The sequence below is a fragment of the Solibacillus sp. FSL W8-0372 genome (assembly GCF_037969735.1).
In the GTDB taxonomy this organism is placed as follows: Bacteria; Bacillota; Bacilli; order Bacillales_A; family Planococcaceae; genus Solibacillus; species Solibacillus faecavium.
This window is the reverse complement of the sequence record NZ_CP150204.1, coordinates 1316154-1341219: the sequence shown is the minus strand read 5'-3', so window position 1 is coordinate 1341219 and position 25066 is coordinate 1316154. Positions and strand designations below refer to the sequence as shown.

General features: G+C 39.9%; 25 protein-coding genes. 4 read left to right on the top strand and 21 right to left on the bottom strand.

The window, feature by feature from the left end:
- Nucleotides 1-97 precede the first annotated feature (97 nt).
- The 16 genes from MKY13_RS06500 to MKY13_RS06425 all read right to left on the bottom strand — a co-directional run bounded on the left by MKY13_RS06500 (nucleotide 98) and on the right by MKY13_RS06425 (nucleotide 17466).
- Nucleotides 98-1201, bottom strand: coding sequence for a CaiB/BaiF CoA-transferase family protein (locus tag MKY13_RS06500; RefSeq protein WP_339215872.1), 1104 nt, complete (start codon nucleotides 1199-1201; stop codon nucleotides 98-100).
- Nucleotides 1202-1302: 101 nt separating this feature from the next.
- Nucleotides 1303-2097 carry an enoyl-CoA hydratase/isomerase family protein gene (locus MKY13_RS06495; RefSeq protein WP_339215870.1) on the bottom strand — a complete coding sequence of 265 codons (795 nt, stop codon included), beginning with the start codon at nucleotides 2095-2097 and terminating at the stop codon, nucleotides 1303-1305.
- Nucleotides 2098-2109: 12 nt separating this feature from the next.
- Entirely contained in the window at nucleotides 2110-2871 is a 762-nt protein-coding gene (locus MKY13_RS06490; protein WP_339215868.1) for a 3-hydroxyacyl-CoA dehydrogenase, read from the bottom strand.
- A gap of 151 nt (nucleotides 2872-3022) precedes the next feature.
- On the bottom strand, nucleotides 3023-4546 hold the full coding sequence (locus MKY13_RS06485; protein ID WP_339215867.1) for a long-chain-fatty-acid--CoA ligase: 1524 nt from the start codon (nucleotides 4544-4546) through the stop codon (nucleotides 3023-3025).
- 78 nt (nucleotides 4547-4624) lie between these two features.
- Nucleotides 4625-5827, bottom strand: coding sequence for an iron-containing alcohol dehydrogenase (locus MKY13_RS06480; RefSeq protein WP_191699373.1), 1203 nt, complete (start codon nucleotides 5825-5827; stop codon nucleotides 4625-4627).
- A 50-nt stretch (nucleotides 5828-5877) separates the two neighbouring features.
- Nucleotides 5878-7395, bottom strand: coding sequence for an aldehyde dehydrogenase family protein (locus MKY13_RS06475; protein WP_191699374.1), 1518 nt, complete (start codon nucleotides 7393-7395; stop codon nucleotides 5878-5880).
- Nucleotides 7396-7452: 57 nt separating this feature from the next.
- On the bottom strand, nucleotides 7453-8337 hold the full coding sequence (locus MKY13_RS06470; RefSeq protein WP_191699375.1) for a R2-like ligand-binding oxidase: 885 nt from the start codon (nucleotides 8335-8337) through the stop codon (nucleotides 7453-7455).
- A 147-nt stretch (nucleotides 8338-8484) separates the two neighbouring features.
- Nucleotides 8485-8865, bottom strand: coding sequence for a MaoC/PaaZ C-terminal domain-containing protein (locus tag MKY13_RS06465; RefSeq protein ID WP_339215863.1), 381 nt, complete (start codon nucleotides 8863-8865; stop codon nucleotides 8485-8487).
- Between the two features lie 10 nt (nucleotides 8866-8875).
- Complete coding sequence (locus tag MKY13_RS06460; RefSeq protein WP_191699377.1) at nucleotides 8876-9283, bottom strand: MaoC family dehydratase N-terminal domain-containing protein; 408 nt, start codon at nucleotides 9281-9283, stop codon at nucleotides 8876-8878.
- A 46-nt stretch (nucleotides 9284-9329) separates the two neighbouring features.
- Nucleotides 9330-10505 carry an acyl-CoA dehydrogenase family protein gene (locus MKY13_RS06455; protein ID WP_191699378.1) on the bottom strand — a complete coding sequence of 392 codons (1176 nt, stop codon included), beginning with the start codon at nucleotides 10503-10505 and terminating at the stop codon, nucleotides 9330-9332.
- Nucleotides 10506-10540: 35 nt separating this feature from the next.
- Complete coding sequence (locus MKY13_RS06450) at nucleotides 10541-11431, bottom strand: SDR family NAD(P)-dependent oxidoreductase (protein ID WP_339215860.1); 891 nt, start codon at nucleotides 11429-11431, stop codon at nucleotides 10541-10543.
- Between the two features lie 64 nt (nucleotides 11432-11495).
- A complete protein-coding gene (locus MKY13_RS06445; RefSeq protein WP_191699380.1) occupies nucleotides 11496-12785 on the bottom strand; it encodes an acetyl-CoA hydrolase/transferase family protein in 1290 nt (429 codons plus the stop codon).
- 21 nt (nucleotides 12786-12806) lie between these two features.
- A complete protein-coding gene (locus MKY13_RS06440) occupies nucleotides 12807-14000 on the bottom strand; it encodes a thiolase family protein (RefSeq protein ID WP_191699381.1) in 1194 nt (397 codons plus the stop codon).
- A 38-nt stretch (nucleotides 14001-14038) separates the two neighbouring features.
- On the bottom strand, nucleotides 14039-15214 hold the full coding sequence (locus MKY13_RS06435; protein WP_191699382.1) for an acyl-CoA dehydrogenase family protein: 1176 nt from the start codon (nucleotides 15212-15214) through the stop codon (nucleotides 14039-14041).
- Between the two features lie 133 nt (nucleotides 15215-15347).
- Nucleotides 15348-16466 carry a thiolase family protein gene (locus tag MKY13_RS06430; protein ID WP_339215857.1) on the bottom strand — a complete coding sequence of 373 codons (1119 nt, stop codon included), beginning with the start codon at nucleotides 16464-16466 and terminating at the stop codon, nucleotides 15348-15350.
- A 559-nt stretch (nucleotides 16467-17025) separates the two neighbouring features.
- Nucleotides 17026-17466 (bottom strand): ASCH domain-containing protein, encoded by a 441-nt coding sequence (locus MKY13_RS06425; protein WP_339215855.1) that lies wholly within the window; start codon nucleotides 17464-17466, stop codon nucleotides 17026-17028.
- A gap of 154 nt (nucleotides 17467-17620) precedes the next feature.
- Here MKY13_RS06425 and MKY13_RS06420 point away from each other — a divergent pair, with 154 nt between their 5' ends.
- Nucleotides 17621-18064 carry an NUDIX hydrolase gene (locus MKY13_RS06420; RefSeq protein ID WP_191699385.1) on the top strand — a complete coding sequence of 148 codons (444 nt, stop codon included), beginning with the start codon at nucleotides 17621-17623 and terminating at the stop codon, nucleotides 18062-18064.
- Nucleotides 18065-18089: 25 nt separating this feature from the next.
- Here MKY13_RS06420 and MKY13_RS06415 read toward each other — a convergent pair whose 3' ends face one another.
- Nucleotides 18090-18308: a hypothetical protein gene (locus MKY13_RS06415; RefSeq protein ID WP_339215853.1), complete on the bottom strand. Its 219-nt coding sequence runs from the start codon at nucleotides 18306-18308 to the stop codon at nucleotides 18090-18092.
- Between the two features lie 62 nt (nucleotides 18309-18370).
- Here MKY13_RS06415 and MKY13_RS06410 point away from each other — a divergent pair, with 62 nt between their 5' ends.
- Both MKY13_RS06410 and MKY13_RS06405 read left to right on the top strand, forming a co-directional pair.
- A complete protein-coding gene (locus tag MKY13_RS06410; protein ID WP_339215851.1) occupies nucleotides 18371-18712 on the top strand; it encodes a hypothetical protein in 342 nt (113 codons plus the stop codon).
- A 623-nt stretch (nucleotides 18713-19335) separates the two neighbouring features.
- Complete coding sequence (locus tag MKY13_RS06405) at nucleotides 19336-20157, top strand: phytoene/squalene synthase family protein (protein ID WP_191699386.1); 822 nt, start codon at nucleotides 19336-19338, stop codon at nucleotides 20155-20157.
- A gap of 602 nt (nucleotides 20158-20759) precedes the next feature.
- Here MKY13_RS06405 and MKY13_RS06400 read toward each other — a convergent pair.
- Genes MKY13_RS06400 through MKY13_RS06390 form a run of 3 tightly spaced genes read right to left on the bottom strand, consistent with a single transcriptional unit; the run spans nucleotide 20760 to nucleotide 22913 of the window.
- Nucleotides 20760-21110: a DUF4181 domain-containing protein gene (locus tag MKY13_RS06400; protein WP_191699387.1), complete on the bottom strand. Its 351-nt coding sequence runs from the start codon at nucleotides 21108-21110 to the stop codon at nucleotides 20760-20762.
- A 14-nt stretch (nucleotides 21111-21124) separates the two neighbouring features.
- The gene (locus MKY13_RS06395) at nucleotides 21125-22453 is read right to left on the bottom strand and encodes a D-serine ammonia-lyase (RefSeq protein ID WP_191699388.1); all 1329 of its coding nucleotides are present in this window, start codon (nucleotides 22451-22453) and stop codon (nucleotides 21125-21127) included.
- A 4-nt stretch (nucleotides 22454-22457) separates the two neighbouring features.
- Nucleotides 22458-22913, bottom strand: a complete 456-nt coding sequence (locus MKY13_RS06390; protein ID WP_339216868.1) for a YaiI/YqxD family protein — start codon at nucleotides 22911-22913, stop codon at nucleotides 22458-22460.
- 171 nt (nucleotides 22914-23084) lie between these two features.
- Here MKY13_RS06390 and gdhA point away from each other — a divergent pair, with 171 nt between their 5' ends.
- Nucleotides 23085-24452 (top strand): NADP-specific glutamate dehydrogenase, encoded by a 1368-nt coding sequence (gene gdhA, locus MKY13_RS06385; protein WP_339215848.1) that lies wholly within the window; start codon nucleotides 23085-23087, stop codon nucleotides 24450-24452.
- A 49-nt stretch (nucleotides 24453-24501) separates the two neighbouring features.
- Here the strand turns inward: gdhA and MKY13_RS06380 are convergent, their stop codons facing one another.
- Entirely contained in the window at nucleotides 24502-24924 is a 423-nt protein-coding gene (locus MKY13_RS06380) for a universal stress protein (RefSeq protein ID WP_339215847.1), read from the bottom strand.
- Nucleotides 24925-25066 lie beyond the last annotated feature (142 nt).

Sequence of the window (25066 nt, the reverse complement as noted above, 5' to 3'; positions counted from 1 at the left end):
TAAATGGCGCCTGCCGTTGTAGGCACCATTTAGTTAGCTCGAGCCGTGCCCGAGGAAAGCAACGATCCCGGAATGGAAATCAACGGTTTAATATTCTCTATCTATTTAATGGAATCCCCAGTATCTCCTCATTATGTGTCCCTGACTTCACACCGATTGCTGTATAAGTTGCTTTAAAAATATCGGACTTAATCGGGCAGGCCATTTGCTTTTGTGTAGTACCATCCGGCTTTTCCACATCTACAAACATTTCGCGTTCTACGAAAAGTGGATGGTTTACTGCTTCTTCAAATCTTAAAACCGGCTCTACACAAGCATCTACTTGCGTGAAAATCGTTTGCCATTCATTAAACGTTTTCTGTAAAATTACTTGTTGCAGCTGCTCTTTTAACTTCCCATCATCAGCTGGCTTAAAACTCATCGCCAATGGAAGCAAATCCGGACGGTCAATCGCTTCGCATAACTGCTTTCTGAATTTCGGCTCGAGACTGCCAACAGAAATGTGGCGGCCATCCATCGTTTCATAATAGCCATAAAACGAGCCACCGTTTAACAACAGTTCTTCACGCTGAAGTGGTTTTCCTTGTACTAAGTAATCCTGTGCAAATAACGCATTTAACGTTAAAGTACAATCCGTCATGCTAATATCAAGATGTTGCCCGATTCCAGTACGGTTCCGGTAAATGACAGACGATAAAATGCCGATTACAGCATGCAATGACCCACCTGCCAAATCAGCCACCTGAATGCCTAAATTTGCAGGGCCACCTTCTTTTGTCCCCGAATAGCCTTGGATACCCGACATCGACACATAGTTAATATCATGTCCAGCCCGATCGCGGTATGGACCTGTCTGGCCGTAACCGGTAATGGAACAATAAATTAACCGTGGATTCACTTCTTTAAGCACTTCGTAACCTAGACCAAGGCGTGTCATAACACCTGGTCGGAATTGTTCAACGACAATATCGTATTCCTTTACAAGTTCTTTTAACGAAGCGATTATTTCCGGGGATTTCAAATCAACAGCTATTGATTTTTTAGAACGCTGTAAATAATCATCTTTGTCCCATTGCTTTCCGTCTTCTGCAGGTTTTGTGACATGCAAAACTTCTGCTCCGAGATCCGCTAACATCATTGTTGCAAACGGACCAGGTAGCATTGTGGAGAAATCCAATATTTTCAATCCTTGTAAAAGCATCGTACTATCATCCTTTCATTATCCGAGTCATTTTGAGTTCCACTAAAAAGCAGGGCCGTAATGAAAGATAAACTTTCAAAACGGCCGCACATTTGTCAGAGCTATTGATTTGTTACTGGCTTCAAAAAATTGGCAGGGCGTTTTTCAAAGAATGCACGGATGCCTTCTTCTACCTCACCAGTTGTAAATGTTTTTGCAAAAGCTTCCCGTTCAACTACTAATCCTTGTTCTAACGGTAATTCCTCTGCAGCTAAAATACTTTCTTTTATTAGCCCAATTGCCCCTACTGCACTTTGAGCTAAAGTTGTCGCTAATGAGATTGCTTTTTCTTCTACCTCTTCAGGTGATACCGCTTCTGTAATTAAGCCAATCGCTGCCGCTTGTTCCGCCTTTAAACGTTTACTTAAATACATTAACTCCCGCGCTTTCGCTCCACCTACTAATCTCGTCATACGTTGCGTCCCACCAGCACCCGGCAACAGACCTAACGACGCTTCTGTTAATCCAATTGTGCCTTGACCCATTATACGAAAATCACAAGCTAGCACGAATTCACAGCCACCACCTAAAGCATGGCCATTAATAGCCGCAATGGTTGGTACTCTCAATGCTTCTAAACGATTGAAAATATCCTGCACATGTTTTGAGCTTTCTGCAATATTCGCGCTTCCTTCTGTGGCTCCCATTGAACCTAAATCGGCACCTGCAATAAAGATTTTCGGATTCGCTGATTTAAACACCATCGCACGGATTGCCTGATTATTTTCAACTTCTTCTAGCAGTTGCAGTAAATCACGTTGAATTCCTGCACTTAATGTATTGGCTGGCGGATTATTAATCGTTACGACATGTACACCATAGTCCAACTCTTCTACCGTCATTGTTTCAAGATTCATCTATATTCCTCCTTACCTCGGAGCCATACGAATTGCTCCATCGAGTCGAATCGTTTCACCGTTTAACATTGGATTTTCAAAAATAGCTTTTACTAAATGAGCAAATTCAGTAGCATCACCTAAACGTTGTGGGAAAGGAACTTGCTTGCCTAAAGCATCTTTTAGTTCCTGTGGTGCCCTCCCCATTAATGGTGTATTGAAAATCCCCGGTGCAATCGTCATGACACGAATACCATAGCTTGCTAAATCCCTTGCTATCGGTAAAGTCATCCCTACAATCCCGCTTTTCGACGCAGAATAAGCAGCCTGGCCGATCTGCCCATCGAATGCAGCTACAGAAGCAGTGTTAACAATGACACCGCGCTCTCCATCATCATTCGTTTCATTTGTCATCATGGCAGCCGCTGCTAAACGAATCACATTAAATGTGCCAACTAAATTAACTTGTATAATATAGTTAAATTCATCTAACGGAAATACACCTTTTTTGCCAACGACACGTGTTGACGTACCTAGACCTGCACAATTGACAACACCTTGAATTGATCCATATTTTTCTACAGCACCATTAATCGCCTGTTGTACATCATCTTCGTTCACAACGTTCGTTTTGAAAAATAGGCCATTCAATTCGTTTGCGATTGCTTGACCCTTTTCTTCATTTAAGTCCAATATAACAGGATAACCACCTGCAGCTGCAACCGTGCGTGCAGTAGCTTCACCTAATCCCGATCCACCACCGGTAATAATAATTGCCTTTTGGTCAAAATTCATTTTTTATCCACTCCTCGTTCCTGTTCAATAATTAACCCATTTGTCATTGCTTGGCCCACGCTAATCGCGATTAGTCCATAACGACATTATCTGCGTTCTAGTTCATGTACTGAAGCTGTAGCTAAACTATATGAACCCCAACCAAGTAGTTTTAATTAGGCAGTACATTTTTATCTAAATCTTTTAAAGCCGTTTTCAGAATTTTACCTGTTCCGGATTTCGGGATTTCTTCGATAAAGCTTACATAATCCGGTACTTTGTATTCGGCTAACTTTTCTTTGCAGTAGTCTCGAACTGCTTCTTCTGTTAGCTCGGCGTCCTTCGATACGACATAGGCAACCGTTTTTTCACCGAATACCGGGTCGGGCCTTCCGATGACAGAGCATTCTACTATAGCCGGGTGCTGATATAAAAGCTCTTCTAGTTCCCTAGGGTAAATATTAAATCCGCCTCGAATAATAATGTCTTTTTTACGGTCTACAATGAAGTGATATCCTTCCTCATCACGGTACGCCAAGTCACCTGTATACAACCAGCCATCTTTAATCGCATTCGCTGTCTCATCCGGTTTTTTGTAGTAGCCTTTCATCATGTTCGGACCTCTAAATAGGATTTCTCCTACTTCATGGTTTTCAACCTCATTACCTTCAGGATCAACCAACTTCAAATCAATTCCCGGTAACGGCATACCGACAGAATTTACTTTCTTCGGTAAGCTTCGATGCGTTGTCATAAGCATCACCGTGCTTTCTGTTAAACCGTACCCTTCAGAAATACTTACACCGAAAGATTCATTCGTTTTATGCAATAGCTCTGCTGGTAAGCTTGCTCCACCAGAACCGGCAGTACGTAGTTTTGAGAAATCCAGTTGCTCCACTACTTGAGGAACTTGGGCAAAAAACGCATACATTGTTGGAACACCTAGGAATATCGTAATTTCATATTCGGCAATCGCTTTTAACGTTTCAACAGGATGGAAGCGTTCCTCTAAATAGATCGTACAGCCATGAGCGATAGGCGCCAAGAAACCTTGAAGCTTTGCATACGCATGGAATAATGGCAATACACAAAGAACCCGATCACTTGGCACAAACTGATTGTAGACAGCAGCAGTAATAGCCATCCAGTTTAAGTTCCCATGGGTAATCATGGCACCTTTCGGATTACCGGTTGTACCAGACGTATAAATAATTTGTGCTACATCAGATTCATGAAGTGGGGTGATTTCGGAAATAGGGGAAGATGTCTCCAGTTGATGCCATGATAAAAATCGGTCATCTTCTGTATCGCTGTAATTAATAATCTTTCCGACTGTTTTGAATTGGGCCATTGCGTTTTCTACTACTGGCTTGGATGCGTCTTCTATAATCAATAGTTCAACATCGGCGTCATTTACGATATAGGTCACTTCTTGTTCCTTGAAGGTGGGATTGATCGGAACAACCGTAGCCCCATTTGCTAAAATAGCAAAATACGTAATGATGTACTCAGGACGGTTTGTCATCATTAGCGCAACATTCGTCCCTTTTTTGACACCTTGATCTTTTAAACCGCCTGCAATATTGTAAACTTTATCTTGTAATTCTTTATAAGTAAGTCGAGCTCTTTTGAAGTGGATAACAGGTTGATTTGGCAAACGAGAAGTTGTTGAAGTAAGCAATTCAACAATGTTCATAATGTAACCTCCTACTTTCAATTTATAAATCATAGGAAAGGAGGAATCCCCCCTCTCCTTAAGAGCGCTTTCTTTAAATTAAATACTTACCTTAGAACTAATCACTTCTTGAGACACGTTTACAATGACATCTTCCGGAATTCGGAAGCTTAGTGAAGACGGGTCGTTTTGAACAGCCGGTACAAGATGCGGAATCTCAGCTGCATCGATATTAAACTCGTCAAAGCTTGCAGGTAAATTGACAGCATTTCGTAATTCAACAATTACATTAATGCACTCATCCAATGTTTCCTGAGGATTTGCCTCATTCGGAACTACACCTAACGCAGGGGCAAATGCATTAATTTTCGGTAAATACACGCCAGACAGGTTTTTCATCACACTTGGCATTAACACAGCATTTGCTAAACCGTGTGGAATGCCGTATCTCGCACCATACGTATGCGCTATATTGTGGATCGGAATATTAGCCATTGCCGATTGGAAACTTGTGATTGCCATTGCACTTGCCTGAAGCATATTCGCACGGGCTGCAACGTTTTTCCCTTCATGCACTGCTGTTGTTAAATTTGCGACAATGATTTTAGCAGCATGCAGGGCAAACGCATCCGAAAAATTCGTCGCTTTTGTTGAGAAAAATCCTTCCACTGCATGTGTTAATGCATCCATACCAGTAAAAGCGGTTACTCTTGGCGGTAAACCAACCGTTAAATCCGGATCTAAAACGGCAATATCAGAAGTTAAATACGGATTCATTAAATTGCATTTTAAGTTCAGCATTTCATTGAATACTACTGAAATGCTAGAGATTTCAGCACCCGTTCCGGCAGTTGTCGGAATCGAAATATGCGGAATCCCTAACGGCTTGGCATTTGGCCAAACTTCCAAAACATTCCCCGTCAGCACATATTCCACCTGATTCACCTTATTATAGAGGGCCCATTTCACTGTTTTAGCTGTATCTAAAACACTTCCCCCGCCAATCGCAATAATGGAGTCACCATTACATTCTTTGAAATACTTTAAGCCTCTATTAATATTGCTCGATTTAGCATCTTGCTGAATATCATCAAATACACCAGCAAGCTTTATGCCTGGAACCATATCAAATAAGCTCTTAATTTTTTGCGTTAAGCCTGCATCTGTTAACCCTTTGTCAGAAAATAATACAGGACGCTTTCCGCCTAACCCTTGAATTAAATCCGGCACTAAAACGTGTGAACCTGCGCCGCTTCGGATTTCAGGGCGATGAGTGAATTCAAAATAGGAAGTTGTTTTCATCGTATCTCTCCATTCTTTTTGTTAATCTATTTCGCCTTGGCGTAATCAGATTAGAAAATTAAACCTAAAGCCGGGCGCTGCGAATTTTCTGTCGTTAATGACGTACAAATATTTTTCAGCTCTGTGTAATCGTCAAATACTTGTGCTCCTTGCTCACGACCAACTCCACTTTGCTTATAGCCACCAAATGGAGCATCTGTACGGAAAATATGCCAGTCATTAATCCAAATTGTTCCGGCCTTAATTTTCGTCGCAATTTCATTTGCTTTTGTCACATCACGTCCCCAAACGCCGCCTGTTAATCCGTATTCTGTATCATTTGCGATAGCAATTGCTTCTTCTTCTGTTGAATATTTAATGACAGAAAGAACTGGACCGAAAATTTCTTCTCGTGCAATTTTCATATCATTCGTAACATCCGCAAAGATTGTCGGTTCGATAAAGAAACCATTCTCCAGTCCCGGCTCTGTTGCACGTTTACCGCCACATACAAGTCTTGCTCCCTCATCGATGCCTGATTGAATATAATCAAGAATTTTATTCATTTGTGATTCAGAAATGACTGGTCCCATTCCTGTAGCCATATCAAGCGGTTGACCGAGTTTAATCTTCTTGCTCGTTTCAGCTAGCTGATGAACGACGATATCATAAATGGACTCATGGACAATTAAACGTGTACTCGCTTCACATACCTGACCTGAATGGAAAAATACTCCGAGCAGAATTCCTGGAATCGCAACCTCAAGATCAACATCTGGAAGCACAATTGCAGGAGCCTTGCCTCCAAGTTCAAGCGTAACTTTCTTCACTGTACCTGCAGCCTGCGCCATAATTTTCCGACCTACTTCTGTAGATCCTGTAAACGCCACCTTGGATACATCCGGATGTGTTACAAGTGCATCACCTACTTCAGCCCCTGGACCTGTTACGACATTGATAACCCCCGGTGGAATACCCGCTTCAACTGCTAGCTGGGCAAGCTTTAATGTACCTAATGGTGTATTTGAAGCCGGCTTAATAATGATAGAGTTCCCCATTGCAATGGCCGGTGCAATTTTCCACATTGCTAATACTAATGGGAAGTTAAATGGCGTAATAGCCGCAACTACCCCTAGTGGCTCGCGAACAAGCAAACTGCGATTTGCCCCTAATTGTTCATTAACTGGCAGTGCAGTTACCGCTTCATATTTCAGAGATAAATCCGCCGTCTGTGTAAGAGACAGTATTAACTGACGGATATCCGCCCCTCCTAGTTTACGCAGAGTCGCTCCGGTACTAATGCCTTCCAAAAAGATGATTTCCTGTGCGTGCTGTCTTACCTTCCCCGCAAATTGCATCATAATTTGGGCACGTTCTGCCTGAGTTTTCCCTGACCAAACACCGGATTCAAACACTTCTTTCGCATTTTGAACTGCCATGTTCACATCGTCGGCATTTCCTTTTGAAACTTTCGCTACTACTTCTGATGTCGCCGGATTGATTACATCAAAGAATTCACCTGAAGCTGATGGTGTCCATTCACCATTAATAAACTGTGGAAAAATCTTTACTTGTACTTCTGTCGTCATCTTTCATCCCCCTTTAAATAAAAAACGATATTCAGTAATGCCTCTTGCCTGAATTTTTTACACTTCTTCAAAAATAACTTCTGTATCGTAGATTTCTTCCAATGTTTTTCCTTTTGCACGTGAAAGAACCATTAATCGCGCCTGTAATTGTTTCATCGCAAACTCCATTGATTTTCCTGCTTCAATTCCAAGGCTTGTTACTGTTTCGCCTTCTTTTCGTTCTGTTAGCATCATCGCAATCGGTAACAATTCCTGAAGTCTTTGCTGTACACGTTCAAACAAATCCAGTTCAGGATTTTCACTAATCAAACGCTGAATAAGGAAAGTACCAAAGCCGATATGGCGTCCTTCGTCACGCTTTACATTTCGAATTCCTGAAATAAATCCTGGGAACAGATTGACCTTTGATAATGCTTCATGGAAGAACCAGTAACCTGTTTCAGCTAATACGCCTTCTGCAAAAATATTGTAAGTAACCGCTGCATCTACCATCGCTTCAGGTGATTGATCGTCAATTAATTTCCCCATAACATCCGGCAACGTTTCATCAAATAACTTGCGATAGCCTGGAGATAGTAAATGCGTCAAATCTTCGGTAACACCGATTTCTTCCAAGAACAGACTGAAAAACTCAGCATGCTTTGCTTCTTCAAAAAGGAATGTCGTTAAATAAGACTCTTCTTCAAACCAGCCCTTTTTGGAAACTGCCATAATCATTGGCAGGATATCTTGTGTTACCGCTTCTTCGCCACCAATGAATTGAGCAAATTGCGTCAAAACCTCTAATTGTTGCTCTTCCGATAGCTTCTTCCAGTCTTCCTTATCTTGGCTAAAATCGATATCTACCGGATTCCAAATACCGAATTTCTTCGCCTTTTGATACAAATTATACGGAAGTGAATTTTTGTTAATTTGCTGTTTTGTCGTAACATATTCTCTCATTGCTTTGTCCCCCTTAAATTTATGTTTTGATGCATTCTATTAAAAACGCATAAAAAATAGAGATTTTCACTGTAAATTAGTAGTTACCACAACAACTTTTACGAAATGAATCTCTCTTGTCTGTCTAAGAAGCCTAAATTAAAGCCTTTATTTCTTAATCTCGAAAAATGCTTTTACTTTTACTTCTGCCTCTTCATTTATTGCTTCAGCCTCACAAATCCAGCGATCATCCTTTTCATCGACAACCCGGCCTTGCACCGTTATTTTCTCACCTGGTCTTGTCATCGCTTTAAATCGTGCTGTAAATTTTCTCAGATCCTTCGCCTCAAACCATTGTCCAATTGCCTGACCGACGAAGCCCATAACTAACATGCCATGTGCAATGACCCCACCTAAACCAGCTGCTTCCCCATAAGGTACAACGGTATGGATTTGGTTGAAATCTCCGGATGCGCCTGCATATCGAACAAGCTGTGTATGCGTTATTTCTTCCTTTTGTAAAGGTTCAAGTGTATAGCCGATCTCCATAGAATCCCTCCTAGTGCCTTTCAATAATTGTAGAACGACTAATTAGTATCGTTTCACCCTGTTCGTCCAAATAGTCCTTACGTAAGACAAAAAAGTTCATGGAGGCTTTCGTATATGCTTTTTCAATAACGCCATGTACAGTGATATTTTCATCAGGTATGATTTCCCTGAAATATTCATACTCCTGCTCACCGTGCAGTACCTTCTTCATATTTAAATTTAAAAGTTCAGATGAGGAGGAATCCCCGCCCCAAAAATCAATGACTGTTGGGAAGGTAGGTGGGACAGCTTCACCATTCAAATACTCTTCCTTCAAATCTCCAATCGCTAATGCTAGTTCTCTGATTTTTCCTTTTTCTACTCTAAAGGTATAGGACTCTATTTTCATACCAACTTTTTCCTCAAGCTCTGTACTCAAGTAAACTCACCTCCTTAAAAGTTATTAATAGGTAAATGGAGTTCCATTATTTGATGTGTGCTGGCGATGCCGTTTTCATATATTCTTTATGAATTTGAGCAGCAATAATATTTTTCTGAATTTCGGATGTGCCTTCATAAATTTTGGTAATACGTGCATCACGATAATATCGTTCAATCGGGAAATCTTTCATATAGCCTATACCACCATGGATTTGGACAGCTTTATCCGCTATGCGGTTATAAATTTCTGACCCGAGAAGTTTTGCCATCGCTGCCTCTTTGATGACATTCATATCCTGATCCACCATCCAAGCTACCCGATACGTAAAGGCTCTTAATGTTTCAATATCCATTGCCATTTCTGCCAAGTAGTGTTGAATGATCTGCTGCTCAAAGATCGGTTTACCAAACTGTTCACGCTCATGCGCATATTTGACGGATAACTCAAATAGCTTTTGCGATGAGCCCAAATTCCTTGCAGCTAGTCCTGCACGGCCATTTGCCAAAATTTTCAGGGCATTGACGTAGCCTAAGCCTTCTACGCCCAGCACATTTTCGACCGGTACTTCACAATCCTCAAAAAAGATTTCAGAAGAATGTGATCCACGAAGACCCATCTTTTCTTCTGTTTTTCCTATGATAAAACCTGGAGAGTTTCTATCTACAAGGAAGGAAGTAATTCCTTTTGCGCCTTTACTTGGGTCCGTGACAGCCATTACCGTAAAGAGATCTGCAATGGATGCATTCGTAATATAATGCTTTGAGCCATTAAGAATATATTTATCACCTTTGCGAACGGCAGCCGTTTTTAACGCCACCGCATTGGAACCTGCACTCGGTTCAGTTAAAGCAAATGCACCAATAATGTCACCCGACGCCATGCCCGGTAAATATCTTCGCTTCTGCTCTTCCGTTCCCATATCTACAATTCCGACCGTTCCAATACCTGTATGTGCACCGATTACAGTTGTGTATCCGTTGGACGTACGCCCAATTTCTTCATAGATACCGCATTTGCCGACCATATCAATGCCTGTACCACCATATTCTGCAGGGATACTTAGGCCAAATAATCCAATATCCTGCGTCATTTTCATAATATGTTCCGGAATGTGATCATCTCGATCAATTTGTCCAGCAAGTGGATCCACTACATTGTCTATGAAATCTCTAATGGATTTTTTCATTTCCATTAAATCCGGCGATAGCTGAAAGTCCATTTTTCTCCCCCTTTTCAATTTTGCTGTTAATTCTTTTACACTAATGGTTCATATGGGAAAACGTCTGCACTGACTTCAAGAGGTGTAAAACTTGATTGAAGTGAACCTTTAATTGCACTTAAACTGTCGACGGACCAACCGTCTGCATTGAATACCGAACGGACGGGACGCGGCTGCGAAAATACCATAATTTCCTTCCCTCGTACACCAAAAATTTGTCCGGAAACATCGGCTGCCTCATCCGAACTTAAAAAACCAACTAATGGGGCAATATGGGCTGGCGAAAGCTGTTTAAGCCTTTCAACTCTTAGTTTTTCATCATCTGTTTCTGCAGGAATTGTCCCAATTAAGCGGCTCCATGCAAATGGGGCTATCGCATTAGACGTTACATTATAGCGAGCCATATCCAACGCTGTACTTTTACTCAACCCGACAATTCCTAACTTGGCAGCTGAATAATTCGCCTGGCCAACATTTCCGATTAAACCTGAAGTGGAAGTAAAATGAATAAAGCGCCCACTTTTTTGCTCTTTAAAGTATGGGGCTGCAGCTCGGGTCATATTAAACGATCCTTTTAAATGGACTGCAATGACCGCATCCCATTCTGCCTCACTCATTTTAAAGAGCATCCGGTCCCTTAAAATACCTGCATTGTTTACAACGATATCCAATCGTCCAAATCTTGATAAAGCTGTATCAATAATATTTGAAGCAGATTCATAGTCAGCAACAGAATCATAGTTGGCAACAGCTTCTCCGCCCAGCTCCAGTATTTCCTGAACTACTTCATCTGCAATTTTTGAATCATTTCCTTTACCGTCTGATCCCCCACCTAAATCATTGATTACAACTTTTGCTCCTTCTTTTGCTAGAAGGAGAGCAATATCTCGTCCAATCCCTCGGCCAGAACCTGTGACAATTGCCACCTTATCCTTTAAGTTAGCCAAAATAACACCCTTTCTCGTTTAAAAATTAGTAGGTTAAAGAATTCTACCGTTGCAATTGTTCTAACTCCTCGTATAGAGCAGTTCGGAATTTTGGGTGAGCAATGGCAATTAAGTTTTTTGCTCTCTCTTTTAGGGATTTCCCAAACAATTTTGCAATGCCATACTCTGTGACAACGTAGTCAACTTCAGACTTTAACGATGTCACATACTGTGTATGCACCTTTATACGCGATACCGTCCCGTTTTGTGCAGTAGAGGGCAGAGCAATAATTGCTCTGCCACCAGGAGAAAGTTTTGATGCCCGGATAAAATCCATTTGTCCGCCAACTCCTGCTACTACATGGCTTTCATCAAATTGTTCTGCATTTATTTGACCCGATAAACTGACTTCCAGCGCCGAGTTGATAGAATAGAAATTGCTAATTTTCGATATTATGGCTGCATTGTGTGTGTAATTTATCGGGTAAAGTTCAATATGTTCGTTCTGGTGACAAAAATCATACAACTCATTCGTCCCAGTAAGGGTTGTACAGACGGTTCGATTACGGTTGATTTCTTTCCGCTCGTTTGTAACGACACCGACCTTTATCAAATCCACAATATCGTCAGTAAGAGAACCGGAATGCACACCTAAACCTACTTTCGAATGAAGTGATTGAACAATCCCGGCAGCAATTTTGCCAACACCGACTTGGATCGTTGCATAATCAGGTATGAGTGTTGCAACGTACCGGCCAATTTCTAAGTCCTCCTCAGAAGTCCGGCTATTACGAATTGTAAGTAAAGGCCGGTCGGAAGGAACAAAATAACTAATGTTTGATACATGAACGAGCGTTTCCCCGGCTGTTTCAGGAAGATTGCTATTTACTTCTGCAATTACAATCCTCGCCTCTTTTATCAATGTCTGCACTACATCTACAGAAATTCCGAGATTACAAAACCCACTTTCATTAGGTGGTGAAACCTGGATGAGAGCAACATCGATGTTCTCTTCATTGATCCACCGAGGAATTTCAGAGAAGTTCACCGGAAGATAATCACATATGTTATTTTCATAAGCCTTTTGCAGTAAAGGTGAACTTAAAAATGTCCGAATGCTAAAGTGAGGATGACAGGCTACATCCGCATATTTACATGGGCTGCCTAAAACGATGGAATATAGTGAAATCCCTTGCAAACGCGCCTTTTGACGTATTAACTCTTCAACAAGTGCTTGAGGTTCATTGCACATTGGCGCCAAAAAAATCGTTTGAAAGGACTCAATTTGATGGATTGCTTTCTCTGTGGTGGTACACTTTTCTTTATAGGTTTGTTTCCAATCTGATTGGACCATCTTGATCAACTCCGGCTCGTTCTACAACTGCATATTTTCAATAATTGTCGTAATACCTAGACCGCCGCCAATGCAGAATGTTGCTAAACCATACTTTTCTCCGCGTCTTTCCATTTCATGAAGCAGCTTTGTCATTAAAACTCCGCCCGTGCCGCCAATTGGATGACCGAGGGCGATCGCTCCACCATTTACATTAACGCGGTTCATATCCAGACCAAGTTCTTTAATAACCGCTAAAGATTGTGCAGCAAAGGCTTCATTCAATTCCACCAACCCGATTTGATCCAGTGTTAAGCCCGCCATCTTTAACGCTTTTCTCGTTGCTGGTGCAGGGCCAATCCCCATAATTTCCGGTGAAACTCCTGCCACAGCCTGCGCAATAATTTTCGCTTTAGGCTTTTTATCATACCGAGCAGCCGCTTCTTCTGACATTAGCATGATAACACCCGCGCCATCATTTCGACCGCTAGTATTACCAGCAGTAACGGTGCCGTTTTCTTTAAAGACAGGCTTTAACTGGGCTAACTTTTGATAAGTTGTTTCTCTAGGATGCTCGTCTACTTTAAATTCGACTGTTCCTTTTTTCGTCTTGACTTCGAAAGGTACAATTTGCTGCGTAAACAAACCTGATTCAATAGCTCTTTTCGCATTTTCCTGGCTTCTTAAAGCAAACTCATCCTGTTCAGAACGAGAAATGGAGTACTTTTCAGCTAAATTTTCCGCTGTCATCCCCATCGTTAATGCTCCGTACGTTTCAATAGGTTGTGCCCGGGGCTGACTTTCCGTGTTTGAATCCAGAATTTCACCGTTTCCTGCACCGTAACCGTAGCGGGCATTTCGCAAATAGTACGGTGCTGTGCTCATACTTTCAGCTCCACCAGCAATAATGATGTCCGATAAACCACACATAATTTGCTGTGCACCGCTATTCATTGCCTGCAGACCTGAGCCACATTGCCGATGAACTGTGTATCCTGTAATCTCAATCGGAAAGCCGGCACGTAAAAGCGCCAAGCGAGCTAAATTTGGCGAGTCTGTACTTTGCTTCGCCTGCCCGAGAATGACTTCATCGATTTCACTTTTACTAATACCGGTACGGACGACGATTTCATCCAACACTTTTGCCGCGAGATAATCAACCTCTACATTTTTCAATGTCTCTCCCATCCGGCCAACTGCTGTACGAACAGAATCTATTATTACGGCATTTTTCATTTTCATCTCACCTCGCAAATTCTTACTCTTTGGTACTATTACAGCCCCATATTTTTAGCAATAATAACTTTCATAATCTCGTTGGAACCTGCGAAAATCGGTGTAACAGCAATATCTCTAAATCGTCTCGCAATCTTGTATTCTTCCATATAGCCGTAGCCGCCATGTAATTGCATACACTCTGCAGAAATTTTCCGGGCCATATCCGTCACCCACCACTTGGCCATCGATACTTCCGTCACAATTTCCTGTCCGGCTAAATGGCGCACAATTAAATCATCCACAAATGTTTGACCGATTTGTACTTGCGTCGCAATTTCAGCTAATACAAACTGTGTATTTTGGAATTTGCCAATTGGTTTACCAAACGCCTCTCGCTCTTTAACATATTGTAAAGTGAGATCCAACATATCCTTAGCAGCCGTAATAGCGCCCACTGCAGTAAGTAGTCGTTCTTGTTGTAATTTTTGCATTAAATACAAGAAACCTTTTCCTTCTTCTCCAAGCAAGTTTTCTGCAGGAACTCTAACATTCTCGAATATTAATTCCGCTGTATCTTGGCTATGCATACCAACCTTGTCTAATTTTCTGCCGCGTGAAAATCCTTCCATCCCTCGTTCAATAATCATTAAGCTTACCCCGTTATGGGCAGGTACCGCTTTTGGATCAGTTTTGCAGGCGATGATGATCACATCTGAAAGAATTCCGTTTGTGATGAAGGTTTTTGTACCATTAACAATATAGTCAGAACCATCTTTAATCGCTGTAGTAGTAATTTTCTGCAAATCGGATCCCGCACCAGGCTCTGTCATTGCAATAGCAGAAATCCATTCACCACTAACAAACTTCGGCAAGTACTTCATCTTCTGCTCTTCTGTACCAAATGACGTGATATAAGGTGTTACAACATTACTATGCAAACCAATGCCACTTAAGCCGCCGCCAACTTTAGACAGCTCTTCTGATAGAACTACATCAAAAATAAAGTCTAGCCCTGTTCCACCATACTTTTCCTCAACGCTTGGACATAAAAATCCTTGACTGCCTAGCTTTGTCCATAATTCACGGGGAACAATGCGATCTTCTTCCCATTGTGTAAAATAAGGTTCAATTTCTTTTTCTATAAATTTTTTAAGAGATTCCCTAAACATAATATGTTCGTCATTCAAGAACGTCCGTGATTCTTTTCTTGATTTCGTCATTGTTTTATTCATATTCTTCACACTCTCTTCTTCATGTTATTTTTTATAGTTTTATCTATTTGAAAGCGATTACATAACTTATGGATATTCTATTAACTATGAAATTAATTCTTATATTATTCCTAATTTTATTAATACTTTTGATCTATATTTTTTCTATAATTGTGGCATTCGCCATACCCATTCCTTCGCAAATCGCAAGTAAGCCATAGCGTTGGTTATTGCGCTCCATCCGATAAAGCATCGAAGTTAATAGCTTTGTCCCTGTTGCGCCAAGTGGGTGACCAAGTGCAATCGCACCGCCATCTGGATTTAATTTGTCCAAATCTGCTCCAAGCTCTTTTGCCCAAACAATCGGCACAGGGGCAAATGCTTCATTTACTTCATAAGTATCCATATCTTCAATCGTTAAATTCGCTTTTTCAAGTACACGTTTTGTCGCTTCAATCGGACCAGTTAGCATAAGTGTAGGATCAGAGCCTACGACTGTGCGTGCAATGATTTTTGCCATCGGTTTCACACCAAGTTCCTTCGCTTTTTCACTGGACATTATGAGTACAGCTGATGCCCCATCACTCATTTGTGAAGAAGTTCCCGCAGAAATTAATCCGCCTTCCTTAAATACCTTTTTCAAGCCTTGCAGTACCTCAACTGTTGTTCCTGATCTCGGTCCTTCGTCGGTATCCACGTACCCAACAGGTACGATTTCGTCTTTGAAATTACCCGATTTAATCGCATTGATGGCCCGTTCTTGGCTGAGCACAGAGTATTCGTTAATTTCCTGTTCTGTTAACTCCCATTGTTCTGCAATCCGCTCTGCTGATAACCCTTGATTAATAAGCTCGTATTTTTTTATACGTTCGCTTTTGCCTCTCCCTTGAACATTCGATCCCATCGGTATACGGCTCATGCTTTCAATCCCACCTGCAATGACAATATCCATATCACCTGCTAAAATCGCCTGTGCTGCAAAATGAACTGCTTGCAAACTCGATCCGCATTGCCGGTCTATCGTCACACCCGGCACCTCAATTGGAAAGCCAGCCATCAGTGCTGCTACACGTGCAATATTTCCACCCTGCTCTAGTGTTTGTGTCACACAGCCAAAAATAACATCCTCCACAAGCGCCTTTTCAATTCCCGCTCGTTTAACTACATCCTCTAGTACATCTGCTGCTAAGTCATCTGCTCTTACCTCTGCTAATACTCCATTTCTTCTACCAACTGGTGTGCGCGTTGCAGCTACAATTACCGCTTCTCTCATACACTCATTCCTCCTTTGAAATTAATTGGCTGATACTGGTTTCGTTCTATCTCGTTGTTTAAAATGGTCGAACCCTTTACTCCAAATTCACTATATGTTGCATAAACTAAAAAATTACAACATACTAAATTAATATTTAAAAGTATATTTAAAAGTACTCTTATCTTATATATATAAATTCCGCTTAAATTATTCTAAATATAGAATATTTTTAAATAATAAATTCCCTAAAACTTCAGCAATTATTATTGAAACAATAACATCATGAAGAATACATCGAAATGTTAATATAATATTTACAGCATTTCTTGAAACTGATTTTAATTATTGCGGAAGTTAAAGAACACGTTAGAAACAAGAATAGAATGAACACCAATAGAATTTACTTGAACATATTCCTCATGAATATTTCCCTTTCTAATACTTTCAATACAATAGGAACTTATAACCACTTCCACATACATTGAAAAGTTTTTTCTTCGTTTAGATTTTTTGGCATTTTAATTTAAAGCAAACAAAAAGCAAGTACTCCGTATTACACGAAATACTTGCTCCTTATCTACTTTGGATATACTTTTTCAAATCTGTCACACACGGTTAGCATTTCTTCTGTAAACGTTAACTCATATTCAGGCAGTATTCGGCCAAAGAAAGCGATATGCGCTTCTTTCCATTCTTCATACGACCCTTCTCCTTCAGCTAATGCGAAATCAACAGGCACTTCGTTGAATGGATAAACTTCTATTGAATAGGTTTTTATAATGGCAACCGGTTCATCCTGACTATTTAATACAATTTGATAGTCACCTACTTTTGGTAATGGCTCCCCTTCCAATTCGTACAATGGAAAGCTTGAACAAGTCGCCGTTTTAGTGCCTGCAACAACAAGGCTAGCTAACCAATCCGCTTTCGCTCCAAATTGAAATGCTTCCGTGTAGCGGATATTTGATAAGCCTTCCATCTCACAATACTGATGCCAATATGTATCAATCTTATTCACCTTTTCAACTCCCTCTTTCAATCATATAATTTCTAAGTATTTCCTATAAAAACTTAAAATACCTATTTAAACAAATTTAACATATATCATTACTTACCAATACTAAATATGTGTTAGGATTTAGTTAATTGCGATAAAGGAGTGTGAAACTACTATGGATTACATTGAAACTTTACGACAATACGTTGGAGAAAGACCTATCATTGCACCTGGATCTGCCGTAATTATTTTTAATGATAACAACGAGTTATTGTTACAATTACGGGAAGATACTAATGATTGGGGTCTACCCGGTGGTGGCATGGAACTTGGTGACAGCTTTGAAGAAACTGCCCAAAAAGAATTACATGAAGAGACTGGTTTAAACGCCGAGGAATTGAAATTAATTGGCATAGCCTCCGGTAAAGAAACCTATTACAAATATCCAAATGGCGATGAAATTTATAATGCAACCGCTATATATGAAGCAGTAAAAATTACTGGGAAACTTAAGGAAAAGGAAGAAACGAAGGACCTGCAATATTTCCCTTTAGATAACCTTCCACATTTGAATTACATTTCTAAAATCTTTCTCAAAAAAGTTGGATATATTTCATAAGAATAAAGTTGACGGAAACGCTGCACTATTTGCGTTTCCGTTTTTTTAAAATCATACTTACGCCTCGTTCATTTATTTGCAGCACTGTTTTAAGATAAAATTTTAAAGCATCTAGCTGACCTTGTGTATTTGCTTTCTCTTTTCCAACGAGGAGTGTTTCCAGTAAGAATCCGTCCACATTAATCATAAGAGTAGCAATCGTATATAGCGGCTGTATAGGTTGAAAAGATAGAGAGATATTCATTTTAAATGGAACTATTTACCAAATAATACGTCAAACTTAAAAATGATAAAGGGAGCGGTTTAATGTTCATCTTGTTTCTGATTGTTGCAATTCTTTGTATATTCCCTATAGTAATTCTTTATTACTGGGGAAGTGATTCAGGAAAACCATCAAAATTAAGTATCATTTTCTTAGGTTTAACTGCTGCTATTTGGACCAGCTTTTTGACAGGAGTTTTCACACTTTTCCCTGAGAGACTGACAAATGTATTATGGGAAGGTAGCTGGATTGGAATACTGATTTTAGGTTCCATAACGTTTTTATATGAATTTAAAAAGAATAAGGCATACGCATTTTCCTCGTTAATTATTTGCTTTATTAATGGTAGTTTTTATATGCTTGCAAGATTATTTTCGAGTATGTAAGTTAATGCTGATAATTTCTATGTTAAGGCAGGATCGGTTTATATTAGATGGGAACTTTCTACTTTCCTGGCGGAGGGTTCTACTTTTCCCTATAATCTTCCTACTTCCGCCACTCCCGTTCTACTTTCAGAACGAGTTGTTCTAATACTTCGCCCCTGTTCTACTTTAGGCCGGAAACGTTCTACTTTTTAGGTGAAACGTTCTACTTTTGCCCACACTCATTCTACTTTCCGCCGCTCCCGTTCTACTTTCAGGGCGAGACTTTCTAATTCTTCGCCCCTGTTCCACTTTAGGCCGGGAACATTCTACTTTCCTGGAGGAGGATTCTACTTTTGCCCAGAATCATTCTACTTTCCGCGGCACCCGTTCTACTTTCAGGACGAGATCTTCTAATTCTTCGGACCTGTTCAACATTCATGCTGAAAACTTCTCCTTTTCAAGTGGAGCATACTACTTCCCCCTACAACCTTTCTACTTTCCACTACCTCCGTTCCACTTTTAAACTAAATCTTTATAATTGCCTGCTCATGTTTCATTTTGGGACAGAACTTTTATTTTCCCTTTTCACAAATTTGCGTTACGATAAGAGGTGGATGCAATTTAGATTGGAGGATGTCTTCCTTATGACAACGAAACAATTACAAAAAGATGCGATGCGCGTTCTAAAAGAGACGAGCCGTACATTTTATATCCCCATTACCTTTTTAGAAAAAGAATTAAAACTAACGGTTGCAGCAGCATACTTAGCGATGCGTGCCATTGACGAGATTGAAGATCATGAAGAAGTATCAAATGAAGTAAAACATGCAACACTTTTAAAGGTTGCAGACCTATTAAAGGCCCCTTCTTTCGATAATAATGCTTATTTAGATGCATTGGCTCCTGTAAAGGAAAAAATGCCGGAAGTGACACTTCGTTTAGCAGACTGGCTACAAGTATGTCCACAAGGTGCATTACCGATTGTAACGTCTGCAACAAGTGAAATGGCTGAAGGTATGGCGAAATGGGCATTGGCAAACTGGCAAGTACATACAAAAGAGGATTTAGATGACTATACGTATTACGTAGCTGGGTTAGTCGGTGTTATGCTTTCAGAGCTTTGGGAATGGAGTGCAGGTACGAAAACAGACCGTGAGCTTGCGATTGGCTATGGTCGGGGATTACAGGCAGTCAATATTTTACGAAACGAGCAAGAGGATTTAGATGAGCGTGGTGTAAGCTTCGTTCCAGACGGCTGGACTCGTACCGAACTATTTGCTTATGCAGAGGAAAACCTGGCAAAAGCCGATCTTTATATGAAAGATTTAGACAAACGTTCGATTAAACTATTCTGTAAATTACCTTTAGCATTAGCGCATAAAACATTACAAGCAATGCGTGATGGCCGCGATAAAATGTCACGTGCAGAGGTAGAAGCAACCGTTGAAGAAGTACAGGCAGACTAAAAATATAGCTGGAACATAATTTTTTTTAGCTCTCGTAAAAAGGAGAAATTGCACATTGCAATTTCTCCTTTTTACATTTCATCATGAAAATATATGGTACAAAGTAATTCCCTCACACCTTATCCCCCTCTTTCAATAGCAACCTTCAAGAGAATATCATTTTTATGTAACCTTCTTTCTAAATCTAGGGGAAAATAAGTTGATTCACTCATAACCATCAAACAAATTTCACAGATGCTGCGCTTTGTAAATGTTCCCCTTAGATGGAATGGAAAATAGTTGTTCGGAGTGAAGGCGGCGACTCCCAGGGGACAAGCAAAATTTATTTTGCGACGAGTAATCGCAGGAGCAATTATTTATGCGACGAGTAACCGCAGGAGCAGGTGGGAGAGACGTAAGGAACAAAAGCTAAAAACGCCACGTCCTGTGGCAACGCTTTTGTGACCAACATCCTGTTGGCCTCGTGCCCCCAGGAAAGCGTCCGCCGTAACGGAGAACAACGGCTTGGATGTAGACACAAAATAAAGTCTTTCAAATTTTACTCATCGTAAAATTTGAAAGACTTTTGATTTTAAGGCGATTTTTGTCCCAGCCTCTTCTTTTTACAAAATCAATGCAATTGCAACACTGATTATTGCACAAAGCCCAACATATGTGAACGAAATAATATGTCGTCGCTTTTCTCTTCTAAACCAAAACTCCAAAAGACCACGAACCATAAATAGCAGCATAATAAATGCAAATAATAGCGAATATAGCGTAATTTGATCAAATAAGTTTACTGTAACGAATGATAAAAATAAGAAGCAAAGTACAATTTCTAATAGGAAATGCCAAATACCGACGTACTGATCCATAAATTTTTCATTTTTTTCGATATTAAATTTTTTACGTAAGTTTAAATCCAGCAAACCTGCTCCTATAAATGCTACGATGATTATTACAATTAGCACAAGCGACTTCCCCTCTATATCTCTGTTTGTAAATAATGCTGGCGTGATTCTTCAGGTACTAAATCGCCACCCGTTGACCAAATGATATGTGTTGCATTCTCCATTTTATCTGCAAGCCCATGCTTTTTAATATACGAAGTACCTTGCATCATCAATTCAATCGGTCCATAAACACCGGCATGTGCTGACGGTTCCATAAAAATATTTTCCGTTTCAAACATGCCTTTTAAACTTCTAAATAAAAAGCTATCATCCACAGTATAGCATCCACTAATTACGGATTCCATCAATGTCCCGACAAAACGTGAAGGACGACCTACCGCCAACCCGTCCGCTTCTGTCTGATTTGTTAAACCGATATCATTCACACTAATGTTGTCATGCAAGCCTGTCATCATACCTAAGAGCATACTTGGAGACGCAAAGGGCTCTGCAAAGAAAATATGAACATAATCTCCGTATATTTGCTTTAGGCAGTATGCAATACCTCCCGGAGCACCTCCGACACCACAAGGTAAATAAACGAATAACGGATGACCTGCATCCACTTTAATTTTTGCCTGCTTAAGTTGTTCTTCCAGGCGCAGACCCGCTACAGCATAGCCTAAAAATAAATCCATTGAATTTTCATCATCTATAAAGTGGCAAGTTTCATCCTGCTCTGCAGCTTTCCGCCCATTTTCAACTGCTGACGTGTAATCTGATTCATATTCAATTACTTCAACGCCTTTTTCTCTCAGCAAATCTTTTTTCCATTCTTTCGCCTCGCTGGACATATGCACAGTTACTTGAAAACCGAGCTCTGCACTAATAATACCTATACTTAACCCTAAATTACCGGTAGATCCAACTGCTACTTTATAACGACTGAAAAATTGACTGAATTCTTCACTATGGAACTTTTCGTAATTGTCATCTTCTGTAATGAGACCGGCTTCTAATGCCAGTTTTTCGGCATGGCTTAGCACTTCATAAATTCCACCGCGCGCTTTAATCGAACCGGCAATCGGTAACGCATGATCACATTTTAAATATAATGTACCCGGTATGTTAAAACCACGTCGACCTTCAATCAGCTTTTTCATCGCTGCAATTTCTTTTAATTCGGATTCGATAATACCCTTTGAAAACTTTGTTATTGGAAATGCAGCCTGTATATAAGAAGAAAAGCGCTGTAGTCTTTTTTCCGCATCACGTATCATATCCATTGTAATGTTTTCGTTCTCTTGTTTTTTACTCGTCAATTTTTCATTTTCCCAGAATACATATTGTTCTGTCTGTAGTTTTTCAATAAGTGGAAATTGCATTAATAATTCACTTATATTTAACTTTTGATTGTTCATTTAATTATTCCTCCCTATGAAAAATTGCTCGTTCACAAATTTGTCGAAATTTATGTTCAAACTCTAAATTATTTTCTTCTGTACGTTTTTTAGGCCCTTTCGTACGACCCCCTGCACGTCTTATTTTCGCACTTTCAAAGCGATATGCCAACAGTTGATCGATATTGTCAGACGTCAGTTCTTTGCCGTTATGATTAACAACAATCCCGCCCTTTGCAATACACATCGCAGCAAGCCCATAATCCCCCGTAATGACAATATCTCCTCGTTTTAATACACTTAAAAGCTTAAAGTCGACTGAATCAGGTCCTTTGTCGACAATAATTGTTTTTATATTTTCACGTTCTATACGATGTGATGTATCGCAGAACAAGATTGGTTCAATCTCATATTGAGATGAAATAAATAGCGCCAAATCAACAACGGGACACGCATCTGCATCAATTAATAGGTGTAAAATAATTTTTCATCCTTTCAGAAATTGGTTAAAATAAATTATTCTAATATAGTATTTTTGTAACATTTATTCTTTCTAACATCATTATAACAAGGTCATGTCACATAAAATGTAATTGAATTGTCCGACAATTCGTACTAATGTATACTTATTATTTCATTTGGAGGTTACACAATGACGACAATTTCAACTAAGACAAATGCACAGCAATATGTTGGTGGTGTATTTTTAAAATTAAAAGAGAAGAACGCTCATCAAATAGAATTCATCCAAGCAGCAGAGGAAATTTTTATTTCATTAGTACCTGTATTCGAGCAACATCCTGAATACATTCAACATAACATTTTAGAACGAATTATAGAGCCTGATCGCATTATATCATTCCGCGTAGCATGGCAAGATGATCAAAACCAAGTACAAGTAAACCGTGGCTACCGTGTACAATACAATAACGTAATCGGACCGTATAAAGGCGGCTTACGTTTCCACCCAACAGTAAACGAATCTATTATGAAATTTTTAGCGTTCGAACAAATATTCAAAAATGCTTTAACTGGTCAGGCAATCGGTGGTGGTAAAGGTGGTTCGGACTTTAATCCTAAAGGAAAATCCGATGCAGAGATTATGCGTTTCTGCCAAGCATTTATGACAGAATTATACCGCTATGTTGGTCCAGATGTCGATGTTCCGGCTGGGGATATTGGTGTTGGCGCGCGTGAAATCGGCTATTTATGGGGCCAATACAAGCGTATTCGAGGTGCATATGAAGCAGGTGTTTTAACAGGCAAAAAACCTGGCTATGGTGGTTCTTTAGGTCGTAAGGAAGCTACAGGTTATGGGTTAGTCTATTTTGTTGAAGAGATGTTGCGAGAGGCAAAACAATCCTTCATAAACCAAAAAGTCGTTGTTTCCGGTTCAGGAAACGTGGCAATTTATGCAATTGAAAAAGCGCAGCATTTCGGTGCAAAAGTCGTTGCTTGCTCAGACTCTTCAGGATATATTTACGATCCAGAAGGTATTGATCTAAAAATTGTAAAAGAATTAAAAGAAGTCCAAGGTAAGCGTATTAAAGAATATGTTACACATCGTCCAAACGCAACTTATACAGAAGGATGCAACGGGATTTGGTCAATTCCATGTGATATTGCCCTACCTTGTGCTACACAAAATGAAATTAACGGCGAACAGGCACGAACGTTAATTGCAAATGGTGTGAAAGTAGTAGCAGAAGGTGCCAATATGCCATCTAACTTAGATGCTATTAATGAATTTTTAGCTAGCGATGTATTATTCGGACCTGGTAAAGCTGCAAATGCAGGCGGCGTTGCGGTATCTGCACTAGAAATGGCTCAAAATTCAGGACGTAATTATTGGTCTGAACAAGAAGTAGACAGCAAATTGCATGACATTATGAAGTCAATTTTCAATGAAAGCTCTGAAGCTGCAAAGAAATACGGCTATGCAGGAAATTTAGTTGTAGGATCAAACATTGCCGGCTTTATTAAAGTAGCAAACGGAATGCTTGTAGAAGGCGTATATTAAATAGCAAAAACCCGCAAAATGCATTTATTTTGCGGGTTTACTATTTTAATTAACGTACGACTAATACATCACAATTAGCATTGCGAACAACGCTTTCTGAAACAGAACCAAGTAAGAAACGCTCTGCACGGTTAAGTCCCGTTGCCCCAACAATAATTAAATCTGCTGTAGTTAAGCTAGTTAATACATTTTTAGGAGAGCCTTCTTCGACTACAATCTGAACGTTTGCTACGCCGGATTGTTCTGCTTGAATTTTAAATTCATTTAAATGATCAATTGCTTTATCCTTTAGAGCTTTTGCATATTTCAAATCGTAAGCCTCTACTGATCCGAAAGAATGTGTATCAATAACACATATTAAATTTAACGTAGCATCTGTCAATTTTGCAATGCGTACTCCGCGCTCAAAGGCGATTTGTGCTTTTTCCGAAAAATCTACAGCAACAACTACATTTTTATACGTTTCAACCATTTTGATCACTCCTTTGTCTTAAAAGTAGTATAACAAATGTTACCACCACTTTTAAACTAAACCCCTATAAACGAAAAGAAGTTAGACATCCTTCTTTAAAATACGAACGTTATTTTATATTTACGCTTTAAATATTCGTGTT